Genomic DNA, 14,909 nt, shown 5'->3' with positions numbered 1-14,909 from the left:
CGGGTCGTACGGGTCGTACGGGTCCTACGGGCGCCGCCCGGGGTCAGGCAGGCGAGAACAGGTGGTCGCTGATGAGCCTGGCCGCGCCGATCACGCCGGCGGCGGGCCCCAACTCGCCCAGGACGATGGGCAGGTTGCCGGTCGCCAGGGGCAGCGACTGGCGGTAGACCTGGGTGCGGACGCTTGCGAGCAGGGTGTGGCCGAGGCCGGTCACCCCGCCGCCGATCACCACGAGGCCGGGGTTGAAGAAGCTGACGAGTCCGGCGATGACCTGGCCGACGCGGTTGCCGCCCTCGCGGATGAGGTCGAGCGAGGTGGTGTCGCCGGCCGCCGCGGCCGCGGCGACGTCGGCGGCCGTGAGCCGTCCCGCCACTTCGAGCCGCACGGCCAGTTCGGGCGAGCTGCCGGAGCGGGCCGCGTCCTCGGCGTCGCGGGCGAGCGCGGCGCCGCTGAAGTGGGCTTCCAGGCAGCCCTTGTTGCCGCAGGCGCAGGGGCGGCCTTCCGGTTCGACCTGGATGTGGCCGATGTCGCCGGCGCTGCCGGTCGTACCGCGGTAGACCTCGCCGCCGACGACGATGCCGCAGCCGATACCGGTGCCTATCTTGACGCAGAGGAAGTCGCCGACGGAGCGTGCGACGCCGGCGTGCTGCTCCCCCATCGCCATCAGGTTCACGTCGTTGTCGACCATGACGGGGCAACCCAGTTCCTGGCTGAGCGCCTCGCGTACGGGAAAGCCGTCCCAGCCGGGCATGATCGGCGGCGCGACCGGCACGCCCTCCGGGAAGCGGACCGGGCCCGGTACGCCGATGCCCGCCCCGTCGAAGCCCTCGGCGAGGCCGGACGCCCTGAGCTTGGCGGCCAGGGCGAGGGCCTGTTCGAAGACGGCGACCGGGCCTTCCCGTACGTCCATGGGGTGGTTGAGGTGACCGAGCACCTCCAGTTCCGCGTTGGTGACGGCCACGTCGATCGAGGTGGCGCCGATGTCGACGCCGAGGAAGCGCAGGCCGGGCGCGAGCCGGATGTTGTGCGAGCGGCGGCCGCCGCGCGAGGCGGCGAGGCCGTCGGCCACGACCAGGCCGGTCTCGAGCAGCCGGTCCACCTCGACGGCGAGTTTCGAACGGGAGAGGTCGACCTGGTCGCCCAGCTGGGCACGGGAATTGGGCCCGCCGTCACGCAGCAGGCGGAGCAGTCGCGCCTGATGCGCGTTCGCGGGTCGCGCCGTCATCCGCCTCACGTGCCCCTCCCTGCCTGTCGGCCGTTCTCCGTCGCGCTTTGGAGGGGAACGTAGCAGCGGGTGCCGGGAGTGGGAAGAAGTTGGGCAGGAATCCGTCTCAACTTTCTCCACACCGAGGACAAAGAAGGTTTCCCGGGCAGTCCGCGGGGCCCGGGAACTGCGCCCCGGGCCCCGGTCCCGCCGGCGTGGTGCTACCGGGCCTCGCGCTGGTGGTAGGTCGTACGGGTGTGCTCGGTGTGCGCCCGCATGACCTCGGTGGCGCGCCGCTCGTCGCGGTCGGAGATCGCGGCGATCAGCGCGCGGTGCTCGGTCCAGGACTGCCTGCCGCGCTGCCGGGTGACGGGTGTGTAGTACCAGCGGACGCGCCGGCCCACCTGCGCCGCCAGTTCACTGAGGACGGCATTGCCCGCCAGCTCCATGACCTTGGCGTGGAACTGGGCGTTGAGCGACACGGCGAGGTCCACGTCGTCCTCGGCGACGGCCCGCTCGCCCCGGGCGCACACCTCCTCGAGCGCGGCGATGCCGGCGGACCCCGCGTTGGCGGCGGCGAGTCTGGCCGCCTCCGCCTCCAGGAGCGTACGGACGGAGAGGAGCTGGTCGGCCTCCTCCTCGGTGGGTTCGTGCACGAACGCGCCCTGCGCGGGCCGCAGATCGACCCACCCCTCGGTGTTGAGCCGCTGCAACGCCTCGCGCACCGGCTGCCGGGACACCCCCAGGTGCCCGGCGAGCTCGCTCTCGATCAGGTGCTGGCCGGGCCGCAGGGCCCGGGTCGTGATGAGTTCGAGCAGCGCCTCGTACACGCGCTCGCGGAGCGGCCCCGGCCGCTCCAGCCTGGGTACGGTCCCTTGCGGCAGTCCTGCGGACAACATCGCGGTCCCCTTCCGGCCAACATCGGCGAGCGGTAATTGGCTATCGTCTACAGTCTACCGAGCGCAATCCCTCTCGGCCCTGTTCTCCTGCCGCCGGGCCGGACCGCGTACCTCGGCGGCAGGACGTCGTCGAGGCGCCGGGGGCCGGGTGCAGGTCTCAGACGGTGACCCGGGGCCGCGTCGGGCCGAGGTAGTGCACGGCGGTCCGGTCGGCGTGCGGCACGAGGAGGCCCTGCAGTTCCTCGGCGGCGGTCTTGAGGAGGTGGCCGTCGCGGGCGGCGTGGAGGGTTTCGAGGGCGAAGGCGACGTGGACGGAGTCCTCGGTGACGCGGGTGCGGTGGGCGTCGCGGTGGTTCCAGTGCCGGGTCAGGACGCCGGTGGTGTCCGCGTAGACGATCTCGCCGGGCCTGGGGTTCTCGACGGTGCCGGGTTCGCCGAGCGGGGTGAAGGACTCGGTGCCGTCCGCGTACCGGATGTCGACGTCGCCGGTGACGTGGTCCAGGTCGAAGGCGCCGGCGGGCAGGCCGTGGCGGACGGAGACGGCGTTGTAGGAGTCGACGGCCGGGTTGATGCGCGGCAGGGCGCCCTTCTTGGCGAGGCGGCGGCCGAGCGCGTCGACGCTGGGGCGGATGCGGCGGGGGTTGGTCCCGAAGGAGCGGTAGGCGGTGTGCCATGCCTCGATGCGGGGGTCGGTCTCGCCGGCGGGCCGCCAGGCGCCGTCGGCGAGCTGTCGCTCCAGGTCTTCCAGAGCTGCGACGGTGTGGGGCCAGGGCTCGTGGCCGCGCAGGCCGGTGGCGGTGACCAGGGCGACGAGGGTGCCGGGGAAGGCGTCCGCGACAGCGGGGGCGAGGTGGAAGGCGGTCATGGGCGCGGGGTTTCCGTTCCTGCGTGCGGGGGTGGGTCAGGACTTCCAGGGGCCGATGCGGTCCAGGCGCCGGCGCTGCTGGCGCGCGGTGGGGACGTCGAGGCCCTGGCCGCGTTCGATGAGGTGGCCGGCGACGGCGGTGCGGTGCTCGACGGGCTTGTGGTCGTCGTACTTGAACTTCGCCACCACCTCGGTGACTTCCAGGCGCAGGCCGCGGATGCCGGACAGCATCCGGCCGTAGGGCGCCTGGCCGACGGCGACGGGGGCGTGGTCGCCGTCCGGCTGGAAGTGGGTGAGCTGGCGGCGCAGCAGCTCGGCCTTGGCCTCGGGGTCGTCGACGATCGTGGCGCGGCAGGTGAACTGGACGGCCGTGTAATAGCTGGTGGGAACGCCGTCGGTGGGCGGGGTGCCGGCCTCGGCGCGCCAGGGGCCGGGGACGAAGGCGTAGTCGCCGGTGACGGTGAGCAGGACGTTCGGGTCGCGCTCGATCGCCTTCCAGGCCGGATTGGGGCGGGCGAGATGGACCAGGAGGTGGGTTCCGTCGCTGGTGAAGTGGGTGGGGACGGCGACGGGCGCGTGGCCGGGCAGGCCGTTGACGCTCAGGACTGCGAAGTCGTGGCCGTCCGCGATCCAGGTCTGCCATTCGGCTTGGTCCAGGCCGGCGTCCCAGGGCTGGATGAACATGCTGCGCTCCTTGCGAGGCGGTGGTGCGGTGGGGAAGGGGCTCTCAGGTCAGGGCGAGGAGGCTGACGGCGACGGCGGCGGCGCCGAGCCCGACGAGCTGGCCGCGGTGGATGCGTTCGGCGAGCACGCTGCGGGCGAGCAGGACGGTGCCGGCCGGGTAGAGGGCGGTGATCACGGCGACGACGGCGAGGTCCCCGCTGCGGGCGGCGAGGAGGAACAGCAGGTTCGCCACGGAGTCCAGCACACCGGCGGCCGCCGACATCGCGTACGCGGGCTTCTCGGACCCGAGCCTGCGGTACATCAGCCCGGCCGCGGCCAGGGTGACGGCCGAGGAGACCGCCCGGCCCACGATCAGTGGGGCCACGCCGCTGTCGGACGGCGTCTGGTGCAGGAAGACCAGCTGGAGGGCGATGGCGGCGCCCGCGCCGAAGGCCAGCAGCAGCGCGGTGCGCGAGGGGCGCGCCACCCCGGCGCCGTGTCCGGCGCTGACGAGCACCACCGCGGCCAGCGCGAGCGGCAGGCCGACCAGTCCGGCGGCGCCCAGGTGCTCGCCCTGCAGCAGGCCCACACCGACGGGCAGCACGGCGGACACCAGGGCGGTGACGGGCGAGAGCACGTTCATCGGGCCGATGGCCAGGGTCCGGTAGAGCAGGGCGAACGCGGCGGCCGAGGCGACACCGGACGCGGCGCCCCAGCCGAGAGCGCCGGGGGTGAAGGAGGCGCCGAGGAACGGCCACAGCAGCAGCTCGACCGCGAGCGAGGCCGGGGCGGCGATCATCACGGTGCGCAGAACGTGCGCCTTGCGGGCGCCGAGCCCGCCGAGGAAGTCGGCGCATCCGTAGGCGAGGGAGCTGCCCAGGGCCAGCAGCAGAGCGATCACGATACATCCCTTACTATTTCAATGGAACGACTAAACTGTACAACGAACCGACCGAAGCATGTCAACCAAACGACCGGACGGTGCATTCCATTGGTCCACTGGCGAGGATGGTGATCGGATGAGCGAGACAGAGGCGGCCCTGCGGACGCTCGCGCACAACGTCAGGGCGGCGCGCAACCGCGCGGGCCTGTCGCTGGACGAGCTCGGCCGGCGCGCCAAGGTCAGCAAGGGCGCCCTGGTCGGGCTGGAGAAAGCCCAGGGCAACCCGAACTTCGCCACCCTGGTCCGGCTGGCCGACACCCTCGGCGTCTCGGTCTCCGCCCTGATGGAGGGACCGGCCGAAGGCCGCGTCCGCGTCGTGAGCGCCGACGCCGTGATGCCCCTGTGGACCGGACAGCAGGGCAGCGAAGCCCGGCTCATGCTGACGACCTCGGGCCCGGCCCCGGTCGAGGTCTGGCGCTGGGAACTCGTACCGGGCGAGGAGTACCCCAGCCACCCCCACCAGGCCGGAGTCGTCGAAACCGTCAGCGTCACCGCCGGACGGATGACCCTGGTCGTCGACGGCACCGAGCACCCCGTCGAAGCCGGACAGACCGCCGCCTTCGACGGCGACGCCCCCCACACCTACCGCGGATCCGGCACCACGGCCTGCCACCTGATCATGACCGTCCACCTGCCGCCCGGCCCCGCGCCCACAACCTGAGCCACGCGCAGGACGTACGCGCGGCGGCCCACCCGCCCGGCCGCGCCTCCCCGTACGTCCGCCCGGTCACCTCGGGGCCGAGCGCGGCGCGTCACGGGGTCACGGGCTGCACGGGGTCACGGGCAGCGGATGACCTGGCCCGCGTACGAGAGGTTCCCGCCGAAGCCGAAGAGCAGCACCGGCGCGCCGGACTCGACCTCGCCGCGCTCGACGAGCTTGGACAGGGCCATCGGGATGCTGGCCGCCGAGGTGTTGCCCGACTCCACGACATCGCGGGCGATCACCGCGTTGACCGCGCCGATCTTCTGCGCGATGGGCTCGATGATCCGCAGGTTCGCCTGGTGCAGGACGACCGCCGCCAGTTCCTCCGGCGTCACCCCGGCCCGCTCGCACACCTTGCGGGCGATGGGCGGCAGCTGGGTGGTGGCCCAGCGGTAGACCGACTGGCCCTCCTGGGCGAAGCGCGGGGGCGTGCCCTCGATCCGTACGGCGTGGCCCATCTCCGGCACCGAGCCCCAGAGCACCGGACCGATCCCCGGCTCCTCGTCCTCGGCGCACGCCTCGACGACCGCGGCACCCGCGCCGTCGCCGACGAGTACGCAGGTCGTGCGGTCGGTCCAGTCGGCGATCTCGGCCATCTTGTCGGCGCCGATGACCAGGGCGCGGGCGGAGGAGCCGGCCCGTACCGCGTGATCGGCCGTCGCGAGGGCGTGGGTGAACCCCGAGCAGACGACATTGAGGTCCATCGTGGCGGGCGACGGCATGCCGAGGCGGGCCGCGACGCGGGCGGCCATGTTCGGGGAGCGGTTGATCGCGGTGGAGGTGGCGACCAGGACGAGGTCGATGTCGGCGGGGGTGAGGCCCGCGGCGGCGAGGGCCTTGGCACCGGCGTGCGCGGCGAGCTCGTCGACGGGCTCGTCGGGCCCGGCGACGTGGCGGGTCCTGATGCCCACACGGCTGGTGATCCACTCGTCGCTGGTGTCGACCATGGCCGCCAGATCGTCGTTGGTGAGCACCTTGGCAGGCTGATAGTGCCCGAGCGCGACGACTCGTGAGCCGGTCATTGGCGGTTCCACCCCTCTTTGCGGACAGTCGGAACGGCCCAGTCTTCTTTGTGACTCACCGGTACGAGGGCAAGTGAACCGACAGGATTCGCTCCCGACTCTTTGGAGCTTCCTGCTGACGGCGACCCTTGACCCCCTCAACAGCATACTGTAGACAATATTCTGTCGGTCCTTCCCGCTCCCCCTCACTCGGTCCCTCGACCGATCGGAGAGCCCCGTGAAAGTCGCAGTTGCCGGCACTAGAGCCATCGGCGCGTATGTCGGGGCCGCGCTCCACCGGGCGGGCGGCGGGGACCTGGGACGAGGAGTCCCAGACGGAGACGACGACGGTGTGCGCGTACTGCGGCGCCGGCTGCACCCTCACCCTGCACGTGCAGGACAATGAGATCGTCAAGGTCACCTCACCGCACGACAACCCGGTGACCCACGGCAACCTGTGCATCAAGGGCCGGTCCGGCTACCAGCACGTACAACAGCGCCGATGATGAAGATCACGAAGAAGTGAGTGGGACTGATCACCATGGGACGGGTCACCGAGCGCCGCCGCGTCATCCGCGTCAGGGACGGCGTGGTGAGCGCCCGGCCGGACACGCTGGTCGCCGAGGAGCCACTGGAGATCCGGCTGAACGGCAGGCCGCTCGCGATCACCATGCGGACACCGGGCGACGACTTCGCGCTCGCGGCGGGGTTCCTGGTGAGCGAGGGGGTGCTGGCGGCCGCCGACGACGTGCAGTCGATCGTCTACTGCGCGGGGGCGACAGCGGACGGCGTGAACACGTACAACGTGGTGGACGTGAAGCTGGCCCCCGGTGTCCCCGTCCCCGACATCACCCTGGAGCGCAACGTCTACACGACGTCGTCGTGCGGCCTGTGCGGCAAGGCGAGCCTCGACGCGGTACGCACCACCGCGCGCTTCCCGATCGCCGACACTCCCCCGGTCCGGCTGACGCCCGAGCTGCTCGCCGGCCTCCCCGACCGGCTGCGGGCCGCGCAACAGGTGTTCGACAGGACCGGCGGCCTGCACGCCGCCGCGCTCTTCTCGGAGACGGGCGAGCTGCTCGACGTCCGGGAGGACGTGGGCCGCCACAACGCGGTCGACAAACTGGTGGGCCGGGCGCTGCGGGACGGGCGTCTGCCGCTGTCCCGGGCGGTGCTGCTGGTTTCCGGCCGGGCGTCGTTCGAACTCGCCCAGAAGGCGGTGATGGCCGGGATCCCGGTCCTCGCGGCGGTCTCGGCGCCTTCGTCGCTGGCCGTGGACCTGGCGGCCGAGACCGGCCTGACGCTGGTCGGTTTCCTGCGCGGCCCCGATATGAACGTGTACGCGGGCGACGAGCGCATCGCCCTGCACCCCGGGGTCTGACGCTCCCCGCGACACGGGATACGGGCCCGGCCGGCGGGGAACGCCCCTGCGCCGGCCGGGCCTCTCCGTTCTTGCGCCTCAGCGCTGCCCGCGCCTGCCTCGGGCTCGCTGCCTGGCCTCCGCCGGGGGCGGGACGAACTGGAGCGCGAGGGTGGCCGGGGGCTTCGCGACGCCGGGGCCGCCGGCCGCGACCCAGGCCAGGATGTCGTCCGTGCAGTCGTCGTCCAGTGCCCAGCCGACCCAGGCGGCGCGGCCGCCTCTCCTGCGGCCCTCGGTGGAGGGCTGGACGACCACGACGTTGGCCTGTCCGCACGGGCCGAGGCAGTCGCTGGTACGTACGGCGAGCGTCCCGCCGGACGCGGCGGCCGCGTCGCGCAGGCGGCGCAGCTGGCCCTCGTGGTCCGTACCCGGGTTCTTGCGGGCGTCGCCGCAGCAGCAGCCGCGGCACACGGTGAGGGCGCAGGGGCGGGGACCGAAGGGGCGTATCGCGGAAGTCACTGGACGATCTTGCCAGGTGCGACGGCCTCTTGCGGGGTGCGGGTGCGGTGCGGCGCTGTCCCCCTGCCCGCCTCTTCCCGAAACACGCGGCGAAGCCGCAGGCTGTCACAGCCGGTAAGGGGCGGGTCCGGAAAAGCTCCGCAGGACCTCATCCCGGCACCGTTGCCGAAGGCGCCGGCCGCACCGCATCCGCATCCGCGTCCCGTGAACGCCGTTTCGCGATCACCGCGCACACCATCAGCTGCATCTGGTGGAACAGCATCAGCGGCAGTACGGCCAGGCTCGCCTCCGCCCCGAACAGCACGCTCGCCATGGGGAGCCCCGCCGCCAGCGACTTCTTCGACCCGGCGAACTGGATCGCGATCCGGTCCGCGCGCCCGAAGCCGAGCCGCTTCGCCCCGTACCAGCTCAGCGTCAGCATCACCGCGAGCAGCACCGCCTCCACCCCCACCAGCGCGCCGAGCCGGCCCGGACTCGCCTGGTGCCAGACGCCCCCGGTCACGCCCTGGCTGAACGCGGTGTAGACGACGAGCAGGATCGAGCCGCGGTCCACGTACCCGAGCGCCTTCTTGTGCCGCACCAGGAATCCGCCGACCCACCGGCGCAGGAGCTGGCCCGCCACGAACGGCACCAGCAGCTGGAGCACGATCTTGAACAGCGAGTCCGCCGAGAAGCCGCCCCCGCCGCCGATCAGCAGCGCGGCGAGCAGCGGGGTCAGGAAGATCCCGACGAGGCTGGAGAAGGAGCCGGCGCAGATCGCCGCCGGCACGTTGCCGCGTGCGATCGAGGTGAAGGCGATCGAGGACTGGACGGTCGAGGGGACCAGGCAGAGGAAGAGGAGGCCGCCGTACAGCTGAGGGGTGAGGACGTACGGGACGAGGCCCCTCGCCGCGAGACCGAGCAGCGGGAAGAGCGCGAACGTACAGACCAGGACCGTCAGGTGCAGGCGCCAGTGCCGGAGTCCGTCGAGTGCCTCACGGGTGGAGAGCCGCGCGCCGTACAGGAAGAACAGCAGCGCGACCGCCCCGGTCGAAACCCCGCCCACCGCTTCGGCGGCCGTACCGGACGCCGGCAGCAGTGCCGCGAGGACGACCGTCCCGATGAGCATCAGGATGTACGGATCGACCGGCAGCCAGGAGGGCAACTGAAACGACGTGCGGCGACTCATTGGCTCCACTTGCTTGCTCTCGGGTGATACGTGCCCGCTCCATGTTCCGCCTCTTCCGCGCGATCGGGAATCCCATATACCGAACTCACTGTCATCACGGTTGCCGATGACGGGAAGTACGCTCGCCCCATGTACGAGCCCACCCAGCTCCGCACCTTCCTGGCGGTCGCCCAGACCCTGAGCTTCACCCGGGCCGCCCGGCGCCTCGGCCTGCGCCAGTCCACGGTGAGCCAGCACGTGCGCCGGCTGGAGGAGGCGACGGGGCGACGGCTGTTCACCCGCGACACGCACCGGGTGGAGCTGACGGAGGACGGCGAGGCGATGCTCGGTTTCGCCCGTACGATCCTGCGCGCCCACGAGCGGGCCGCGGCCTTTTTCACCGGTACCCGGTTGCGGGGGCGGCTGCGCTTCGGCGCGTCGGAGGACTTCGTACTGACCCGGCTGCCCGAAATCCTGGAGTCGTTCCGCCGGGACCACCCCGAGGTGGAACTGGAACTGACCGTCGAGCTGTCCGGCACCCTGCACCGGCAGCTGGAGGCGGGCCGGCTCGATCTGGTCCTGGCCAAGCGGCGGCCCGGCGACACCCACGGCGAGCTGGTGTGGCAGTCGACGCTGACGTGGATCGGCGCGCCGTCCCTGCGCCTCGACCCCGACCGCCCGGTGCCGCTGATCGTCTTTCCGCCGCCCGGCATCACCCGGGCCCGCGCCCTGGAAGTGCTGGAGGAGGACGGCCGCCCCTGGCGCATCGCCTGTACGAGCGGCAGCCTCAGCGGCCTGATCGCGGCGGCCCGCGCGGGGCTCGGCGTCATGGCCCACACCCGGGGCCTGATCCCGCCGGGCCTGGCCCCCGTACCGGCGAAGGCGGGCCTGCCGGAACTCGGCGGCGTGGACTTCGTCCTGCTGCACGGCCGCAGGCAGGCCGCCGCCCAGGAGGCGGCGGACGCGCTGGCGGCGGCGATCCTGGCGGGCGGCGACCGGCTGCACCGGCCTCCGGCCGGCCCACGGTGAGACGGACGGGCGAGGACGGACGCAGACGAACACAGGCGGACACAGGCGGAACCGGGGAGTGCGGATGCGCAGCGCGCGTACAGATTCCGTGGAGATTCCCGCGCACCGCGCTCACTCCGCCCCCAGGAGAGCGTCCGGGGCTTCCCCTGTGACCGGATTTCACCTGTTGACCGACGCATATCCAGATGAATTCGGATTCTGTGCCCTCTCCCGCGGCCAGGCACCGTGGGGTACCGTCACCGGCGCTGTGCGGAGCGCCACAAGGAGTAGTCATTGCGCGAGTTCACTGTTCCACCCCTGGTGACGGCGCCTCCGGTCGGCGGACTGGCGGACGCCGTCTTCGACCACGCCGAGCAGGACCCGCACCGTGTCGCGCTCGGACGCAAGGGCGAGGACGGGCGCTGGCAGGATGTGTCGGCGGGCCGGTTCCGTGACGAGGTGCTGGCCGTCGCCAAGGGGCTGCTGGCCCACGGCGTGCGGTTCGGCGACCGCGTCGCGATCATGTCACGTACACGCTACGAGTGGACCCTCTTCGACTTCGCGCTCTGGACGGTCGGGGCCCAGCCGGTGCCGGTCTACCCCACCGCCTCCGCCGACCAGGTCTTCTGGACGCTGTACGACGCCGGGGTGACGGCCTGCGTGGTCGAGCACGAGGACCACGCGATGACCATCGGCTCGGTGATCGACCGGCTGCCGATGCTGGGGCGCCTGTGGCAGCTGGACGCGGGCGCCGAAGCGGAACTGGTCCTGGCCGGGGCGGACATCGGCGACGACGTGGTGCACCGTCACCGGCGGGCGGTGACGCCGGATTCCGTGGCGACGGTGATCTACACGTCCGGCACCACGGGCCGGCCCAAGGGCTGTGTGATCACGCACGCCAACTTCATGTACGAGTGCGACACCCTGCTGGCCCGCTGGGAGCCGGCGTTCCGCTCCGGACCGGGTGACGACGCGGCGACGCTGCTGTTCCTGCCGCTCGCGCACGTCTTCGGGCGGATGGTCGAGGTCGCGGCGGTGCGCGGGCGGGTCAGGCTCGGGCATCAGCCCGTGCTCGCGGCGCAGGCGCTGATGCCGGACCTGGTGGCCTTCCGGCCCACGTTCGTCCTGGCCGTGCCGTACGTCTTCGAGAAGGTCTGCGGCGGCGCGCGCCGGACGGCGGAGGCGGGCGGGAAGGCCGGGGTCTTCGACAAGGCCGTCGAGGTGGCGGTGCGGTACGCCGAGGCTCAGGAGCACCGCGCCTTCGGCACCGGCCCCGGGCCCTCCGCCGCGCTCCGGCTCCAGCACCAGTTCTTCGAGAAGGCGGTGTACGCGAAGGTGCGCGAGGCCATGGGCGGGCGCGTGCGGCACGCGATGTCCGGCGGCTCGGGCATGGAGCGGCGGCTGGGCCTGTTCTTCGCGGGCGCGGGCGTGACGATCTTCGAGGGGTACGGGCTCACCGAGACGACGGCGGCCGCGACCGCGAACCCTCCCGAGCGCACCCGCTTCGGCACGGTGGGGCTTCCCCTGCCCGGTACGACGGTCCACATCGCGGACGACGGGGAGATCTGGCTGCACGGCCCCCAGGTCTTCTCCGGCTATCTGAACGACCCCGGGGCCACCGACGCCGTACTGCGCGAGGGCTGGCTGGCCACGGGGGACATCGGCGCGCTGGACGAGGACGGCTACCTGACGATCACCGGGCGGAAGAAGGAGATCCTGGTCACGTCGGGCGGCAAGAGCGTGTCGCCGACCGGTCTGGAGGAGCGGGTACGGGCCCATCCGCTGGTGGCCCAGTGCATCGTCGTCGGCAACGACAGACCGTACATCGCGGCGCTCGTCACCCTCGACCAGGATGCCGTGGACCACTGGCTCCAGATGCGCAACAAGCCGCCGCTGGCCCCGGCCGACCTGGTGCGCGATCCCGACCTGGAGATGGAGGTGCGGCGCGCGGTGGTGGCCGCGAACACGCTGGTCTCGCAGGCCGAGTCGATCCGTACGTTCCGGATACTGGCCCACCGGTTCAGCGAGGAGCACGGGTTGCTGACCCCCTCGCTCAAACTCAAGCGCAAGGCGATCGAGGCGGCGTACGCGGTGGAGGTCGAAGCACTTTACCGCTGACGGGAATGCGCGGGGCCCCGTGATCGTTGACGGGGGGAAGTACCAACCGACGACGTAAGGATCGATCGCTCGTGAGCAAGGCCCCTTCCCTCACCCTGAACAACGGCGTCGAGATGCCCCAGCTCGGTTTCGGCGTCTGGCAGGTGCCTGACGACGAGGCCGAGAAGGCTGTCGGGACCGCGATCCAGGCCGGGTACCGCTCCATCGACACGGCCGCGATCTACGAGAACGAGACGGGCACCGGAAAGGCCATCGCCTCCTGCGGTGTCGCCCGTGACGAGCTGTTCATCACGACGAAGCTCTGGAACACGGAGCAGGGTTACGACTCCACGCTGCGCGCCTTCGACGCATCGCTGGCGAAGCTCGGCCTGGACTACGTCGACCTGTACCTGATCCACTGGCCGCTGCCGGCCAAGGACGCGTACGTGGACACGTACAAGGCCTTCGAGAAGATCTACGCGGACGGCCGCGCCAAGGCGATCGGCGTCTCCAACTTCCTTCCCGAGCACCTCGAGCGCCTGATCGGCGAGACCTCGGTCGTTCCGGCCGTCAACCAGATCGAGCTCCACCCGCAGCTCCAGCAGGAGGCGTCCCGCGCCTTCCACGCCCAGCACTCCATCGCGACCGAGGCGTGGTCGCCGCTCGGCCAGGGCAAGGGCCTGCTGGAGGTCCCGACGGTCGTGGCCGTGGCCCGCAAGCACGGCAGGACCCCGGCCCAGGTGGTGCTGCGCTGGCACCTCCAGATCGGCAATGTCGTGATTCCCAAGTCCGTGACACCGTCCCGGATCGCGGAGAACCTCGACGTCTTCGACTTCGAGCTGGACGCCGACGACCTGGCGGCCTTCGCCGCGCTCGACGAGGAAAGGCGTCTCGGCCCCGACCCGGCGACCTTCGACTTCGGCGCCTGACGCGGAGCCGGAACTCGACGGCGCCTGCCGGACCCGCTCCGGCAGGCGCCGTTCGCCGTCCACCACTGCCTCGACTGCCTCAAGGAGCAAGGGATATGAGCCGGGAAGCCCGGGAGCCACGGCTCAAGGCCATCGAGGAAGGACCGTACCGGTTGCGCAATGCCGGCAGCGGGCTGCTCCTCGAGGTGTACGGCGGAGGCAAGGGCAGCGGCGTCAACGTCCAGCAGGGCAAGGACAGCGGCGCACCGGCGCAGCAGTGGGAAGTGTCGGCCGTGCACAGCGGCGGCGGCCTCTACCACCTGGTGAACGCCGCGAGCGGCAAGCGGCTCGACGTGGCCGGGGCCTCCACCGAGAACGGCGCCAACGTCCAGCAGTGGAAGGCCAACAACTTCGGCGCCCAGGAGTGGATCATCGAACAGCACCTGGACGCACCGGGCACGGTCACTCTGATCAGTTACGTCAGCGGGCTGCTGCTGGAGGTCGCTGACGGCAGCATGGACGACGGCGCGAACGTGCGGCAGTGGGAGGACACCGACTCCCCCGGTCAGTGGTGGCAGTTGGAGCCGGTGATCGTCCTTTAGGTCCGGTCCGCCGCCCGGTCAGACGCGGTGCGCGATGTGCAGGGTGCGCGCCCTCAGCAGGAACACGTCCGGGCGCCGCGCCAGCCCCGCCGCGTCCTGTGCGTCCAGCAGCCGGTCCAGCGTCGCGGCGTCGTCGGCCGTCAGGTGTCCGGCGAACTTGTCGCGCTGCCGCGTGAAGGTCTCGACGACCGTCTCGCGCGCCGCGGCCGACAGCGGCGCCGGCAGGTCGAGGAGGAACGAACGGCTGGTGTCCGGGGTCAGCCCGGCGGCGGCCAGCAGCGCACTCCAGTCCTCCACCTCGGCCTTCGCGCCGGGCAGCGCCTCCCGCATCGCGGTGAACCACTCGCTCCACACGGCCTCCAGCCGCACCTCCAGACCCGGCCTGCCGATCCCGATGTCACGGGGCAGGTGGCGCGCCGGCAGGCCGCCCTCGAACAGGGCCACCGCTCCGCCGGGCCGCAGCAGTCCGGCGAAGCCGGTGAGGGCCGCGCGCTGGTCACCGACGTGGTGCAGGGAGTTGGCGGCCCAGACCAGGTCGGCTTCACCCAACGAGCCCAGATCGTCCGGCACTTCGGCGACCACCGTCCGTACCCGCTCCCCCAGCCCGGACCGCTCCGCCCGCGCCCGGGCGCGTTCGAGGAGCGCCGGGGTGCTGTCGACGGCCACCACCTCCGCGTCCGGGAACACCTCGGCGAGCAGGCAGGTGATCAGTCCGGGACCGCTGCCGACGTCCAGGACGCGGCGTACGCCCTGCGTGCCCCGGAAGCGCTCGGCGATCCAGGCGGCGGCCTGCTCGTACACCGGACGGTGCACCTCGGCCTCGTGCTCCAGGAGCGTGGCGAGCGCGTCCCAGTCGAAGTCGGTGGCGTGGTGACCGTGACCGTGGTCGTGGGTGGGGCGGTGAGCGTGATCGGCACTGTGGTGATCGCTGTGGGTCGTCATGTGTCCACCTTCTCGCCGGACCGCTCCCGCGGCGAATCTCCTTGCCGC

15 protein-coding genes and 1 pseudogene are annotated in these 14,909 nt (G+C 72.0%); 7 read left to right on the top strand and 9 right to left on the bottom strand.

Annotation, left to right across the window (positions count from 1 at the left end; genetic code table 11):
• Window positions 1–43 precede the first annotated feature (43 nt).
• The 5 genes from ACWDZ4_RS11770 to ACWDZ4_RS11750 all read right to left on the bottom strand — a co-directional run bounded on the left by ACWDZ4_RS11770 (window position 44) and on the right by ACWDZ4_RS11750 (window position 4,532).
• Window positions 44–1,225, bottom strand: coding sequence for an ROK family protein (locus ACWDZ4_RS11770; protein ID WP_451508231.1), 1,182 nt, complete (start codon window positions 1,223–1,225; stop codon window positions 44–46).
• 200 nt (window positions 1,226–1,425) lie between these two features.
• Window positions 1,426–2,103 carry a GntR family transcriptional regulator gene (locus ACWDZ4_RS11765; protein WP_451508230.1) on the bottom strand — a complete coding sequence of 226 codons (678 nt, stop codon included), beginning with the start codon at window positions 2,101–2,103 and terminating at the stop codon, window positions 1,426–1,428.
• 157 nt (window positions 2,104–2,260) lie between these two features.
• A complete protein-coding gene (locus ACWDZ4_RS11760) occupies window positions 2,261–2,968 on the bottom strand; it encodes a B3/B4 domain-containing protein (protein ID WP_451508229.1) in 708 nt (235 codons plus the stop codon).
• A gap of 36 nt (window positions 2,969–3,004) precedes the next feature.
• Window positions 3,005–3,652 carry an FMN-binding negative transcriptional regulator gene (locus ACWDZ4_RS11755; protein ID WP_451508228.1) on the bottom strand — a complete coding sequence of 216 codons (648 nt, stop codon included), beginning with the start codon at window positions 3,650–3,652 and terminating at the stop codon, window positions 3,005–3,007.
• Window positions 3,653–3,695: 43 nt separating this feature from the next.
• Window positions 3,696–4,532, bottom strand: a complete 837-nt coding sequence (locus ACWDZ4_RS11750; protein WP_451508227.1) for an EamA family transporter — start codon at window positions 4,530–4,532, stop codon at window positions 3,696–3,698.
• 118 nt (window positions 4,533–4,650) lie between these two features.
• Between ACWDZ4_RS11750 and ACWDZ4_RS11745 the strand changes: the two genes are divergently transcribed.
• Window positions 4,651–5,235, top strand: coding sequence for a helix-turn-helix domain-containing protein (locus ACWDZ4_RS11745; protein WP_451508226.1), 585 nt, complete (start codon window positions 4,651–4,653; stop codon window positions 5,233–5,235).
• 116 nt (window positions 5,236–5,351) lie between these two features.
• On the opposite strand, the gene ACWDZ4_RS11740 is transcribed toward ACWDZ4_RS11745, so the two are convergent.
• Window positions 5,352–6,299 carry a beta-ketoacyl-ACP synthase III gene (locus ACWDZ4_RS11740; protein WP_451508225.1) on the bottom strand — a complete coding sequence of 316 codons (948 nt, stop codon included), beginning with the start codon at window positions 6,297–6,299 and terminating at the stop codon, window positions 5,352–5,354.
• Window positions 6,300–6,580: 281 nt separating this feature from the next.
• On the opposite strand from ACWDZ4_RS11740, the pseudogene ACWDZ4_RS11735 reads away from it, so the two are divergent.
• Window positions 6,581–6,784 (top strand): annotated as a pseudogene (locus tag ACWDZ4_RS11735) (2Fe-2S iron-sulfur cluster-binding protein); the annotation flags it as partial.
• 35 nt (window positions 6,785–6,819) lie between these two features.
• Window positions 6,820–7,659: a formate dehydrogenase accessory sulfurtransferase FdhD gene (gene fdhD / locus ACWDZ4_RS11730; RefSeq protein ID WP_451508358.1), complete on the top strand. Its 840-nt coding sequence runs from the start codon at window positions 6,820–6,822 to the stop codon at window positions 7,657–7,659.
• Between the two features lie 78 nt (window positions 7,660–7,737).
• Here the strand turns inward: fdhD and ACWDZ4_RS11725 are convergent, their stop codons facing one another.
• Both ACWDZ4_RS11725 and ACWDZ4_RS11720 read right to left on the bottom strand, forming a co-directional pair.
• Complete coding sequence (locus ACWDZ4_RS11725) at window positions 7,738–8,157, bottom strand: (2Fe-2S) ferredoxin domain-containing protein (protein WP_451508224.1); 420 nt, start codon at window positions 8,155–8,157, stop codon at window positions 7,738–7,740.
• A gap of 148 nt (window positions 8,158–8,305) precedes the next feature.
• Complete coding sequence (locus ACWDZ4_RS11720) at window positions 8,306–9,325, bottom strand: bile acid:sodium symporter family protein (protein ID WP_451508223.1); 1,020 nt, start codon at window positions 9,323–9,325, stop codon at window positions 8,306–8,308.
• A 129-nt stretch (window positions 9,326–9,454) separates the two neighbouring features.
• On the opposite strand from ACWDZ4_RS11720, the gene ACWDZ4_RS11715 reads away from it, so the two are divergent.
• The 4 genes from ACWDZ4_RS11715 to ACWDZ4_RS11700 all read left to right on the top strand — a co-directional run bounded on the left by ACWDZ4_RS11715 (window position 9,455) and on the right by ACWDZ4_RS11700 (window position 13,919).
• A complete protein-coding gene (locus ACWDZ4_RS11715) occupies window positions 9,455–10,333 on the top strand; it encodes a LysR substrate-binding domain-containing protein (RefSeq protein ID WP_451508222.1) in 879 nt (292 codons plus the stop codon).
• A 297-nt stretch (window positions 10,334–10,630) separates the two neighbouring features.
• Entirely contained in the window at window positions 10,631–12,430 is a 1,800-nt protein-coding gene (locus ACWDZ4_RS11710) for an AMP-dependent synthetase/ligase (RefSeq protein WP_451508357.1), read from the top strand.
• Window positions 12,431–12,501: 71 nt separating this feature from the next.
• Window positions 12,502–13,338, top strand: coding sequence for an aldo/keto reductase (locus ACWDZ4_RS11705; protein ID WP_451508221.1), 837 nt, complete (start codon window positions 12,502–12,504; stop codon window positions 13,336–13,338).
• A 95-nt stretch (window positions 13,339–13,433) separates the two neighbouring features.
• Complete coding sequence (locus ACWDZ4_RS11700) at window positions 13,434–13,919, top strand: RICIN domain-containing protein (RefSeq protein ID WP_451508220.1); 486 nt, start codon at window positions 13,434–13,436, stop codon at window positions 13,917–13,919.
• 18 nt (window positions 13,920–13,937) lie between these two features.
• Here the strand turns inward: ACWDZ4_RS11700 and ACWDZ4_RS11695 are convergent, their stop codons facing one another.
• Complete coding sequence (locus tag ACWDZ4_RS11695) at window positions 13,938–14,861, bottom strand: methyltransferase domain-containing protein (RefSeq protein ID WP_451508219.1); 924 nt, start codon at window positions 14,859–14,861, stop codon at window positions 13,938–13,940.
• Window positions 14,862–14,909 lie beyond the last annotated feature (48 nt).

It is taken from the genome of Streptomyces sp. NPDC003016 (assembly GCF_053591455.1).
This window is presented reverse-complemented; position numbering and strand designations above follow the sequence as displayed.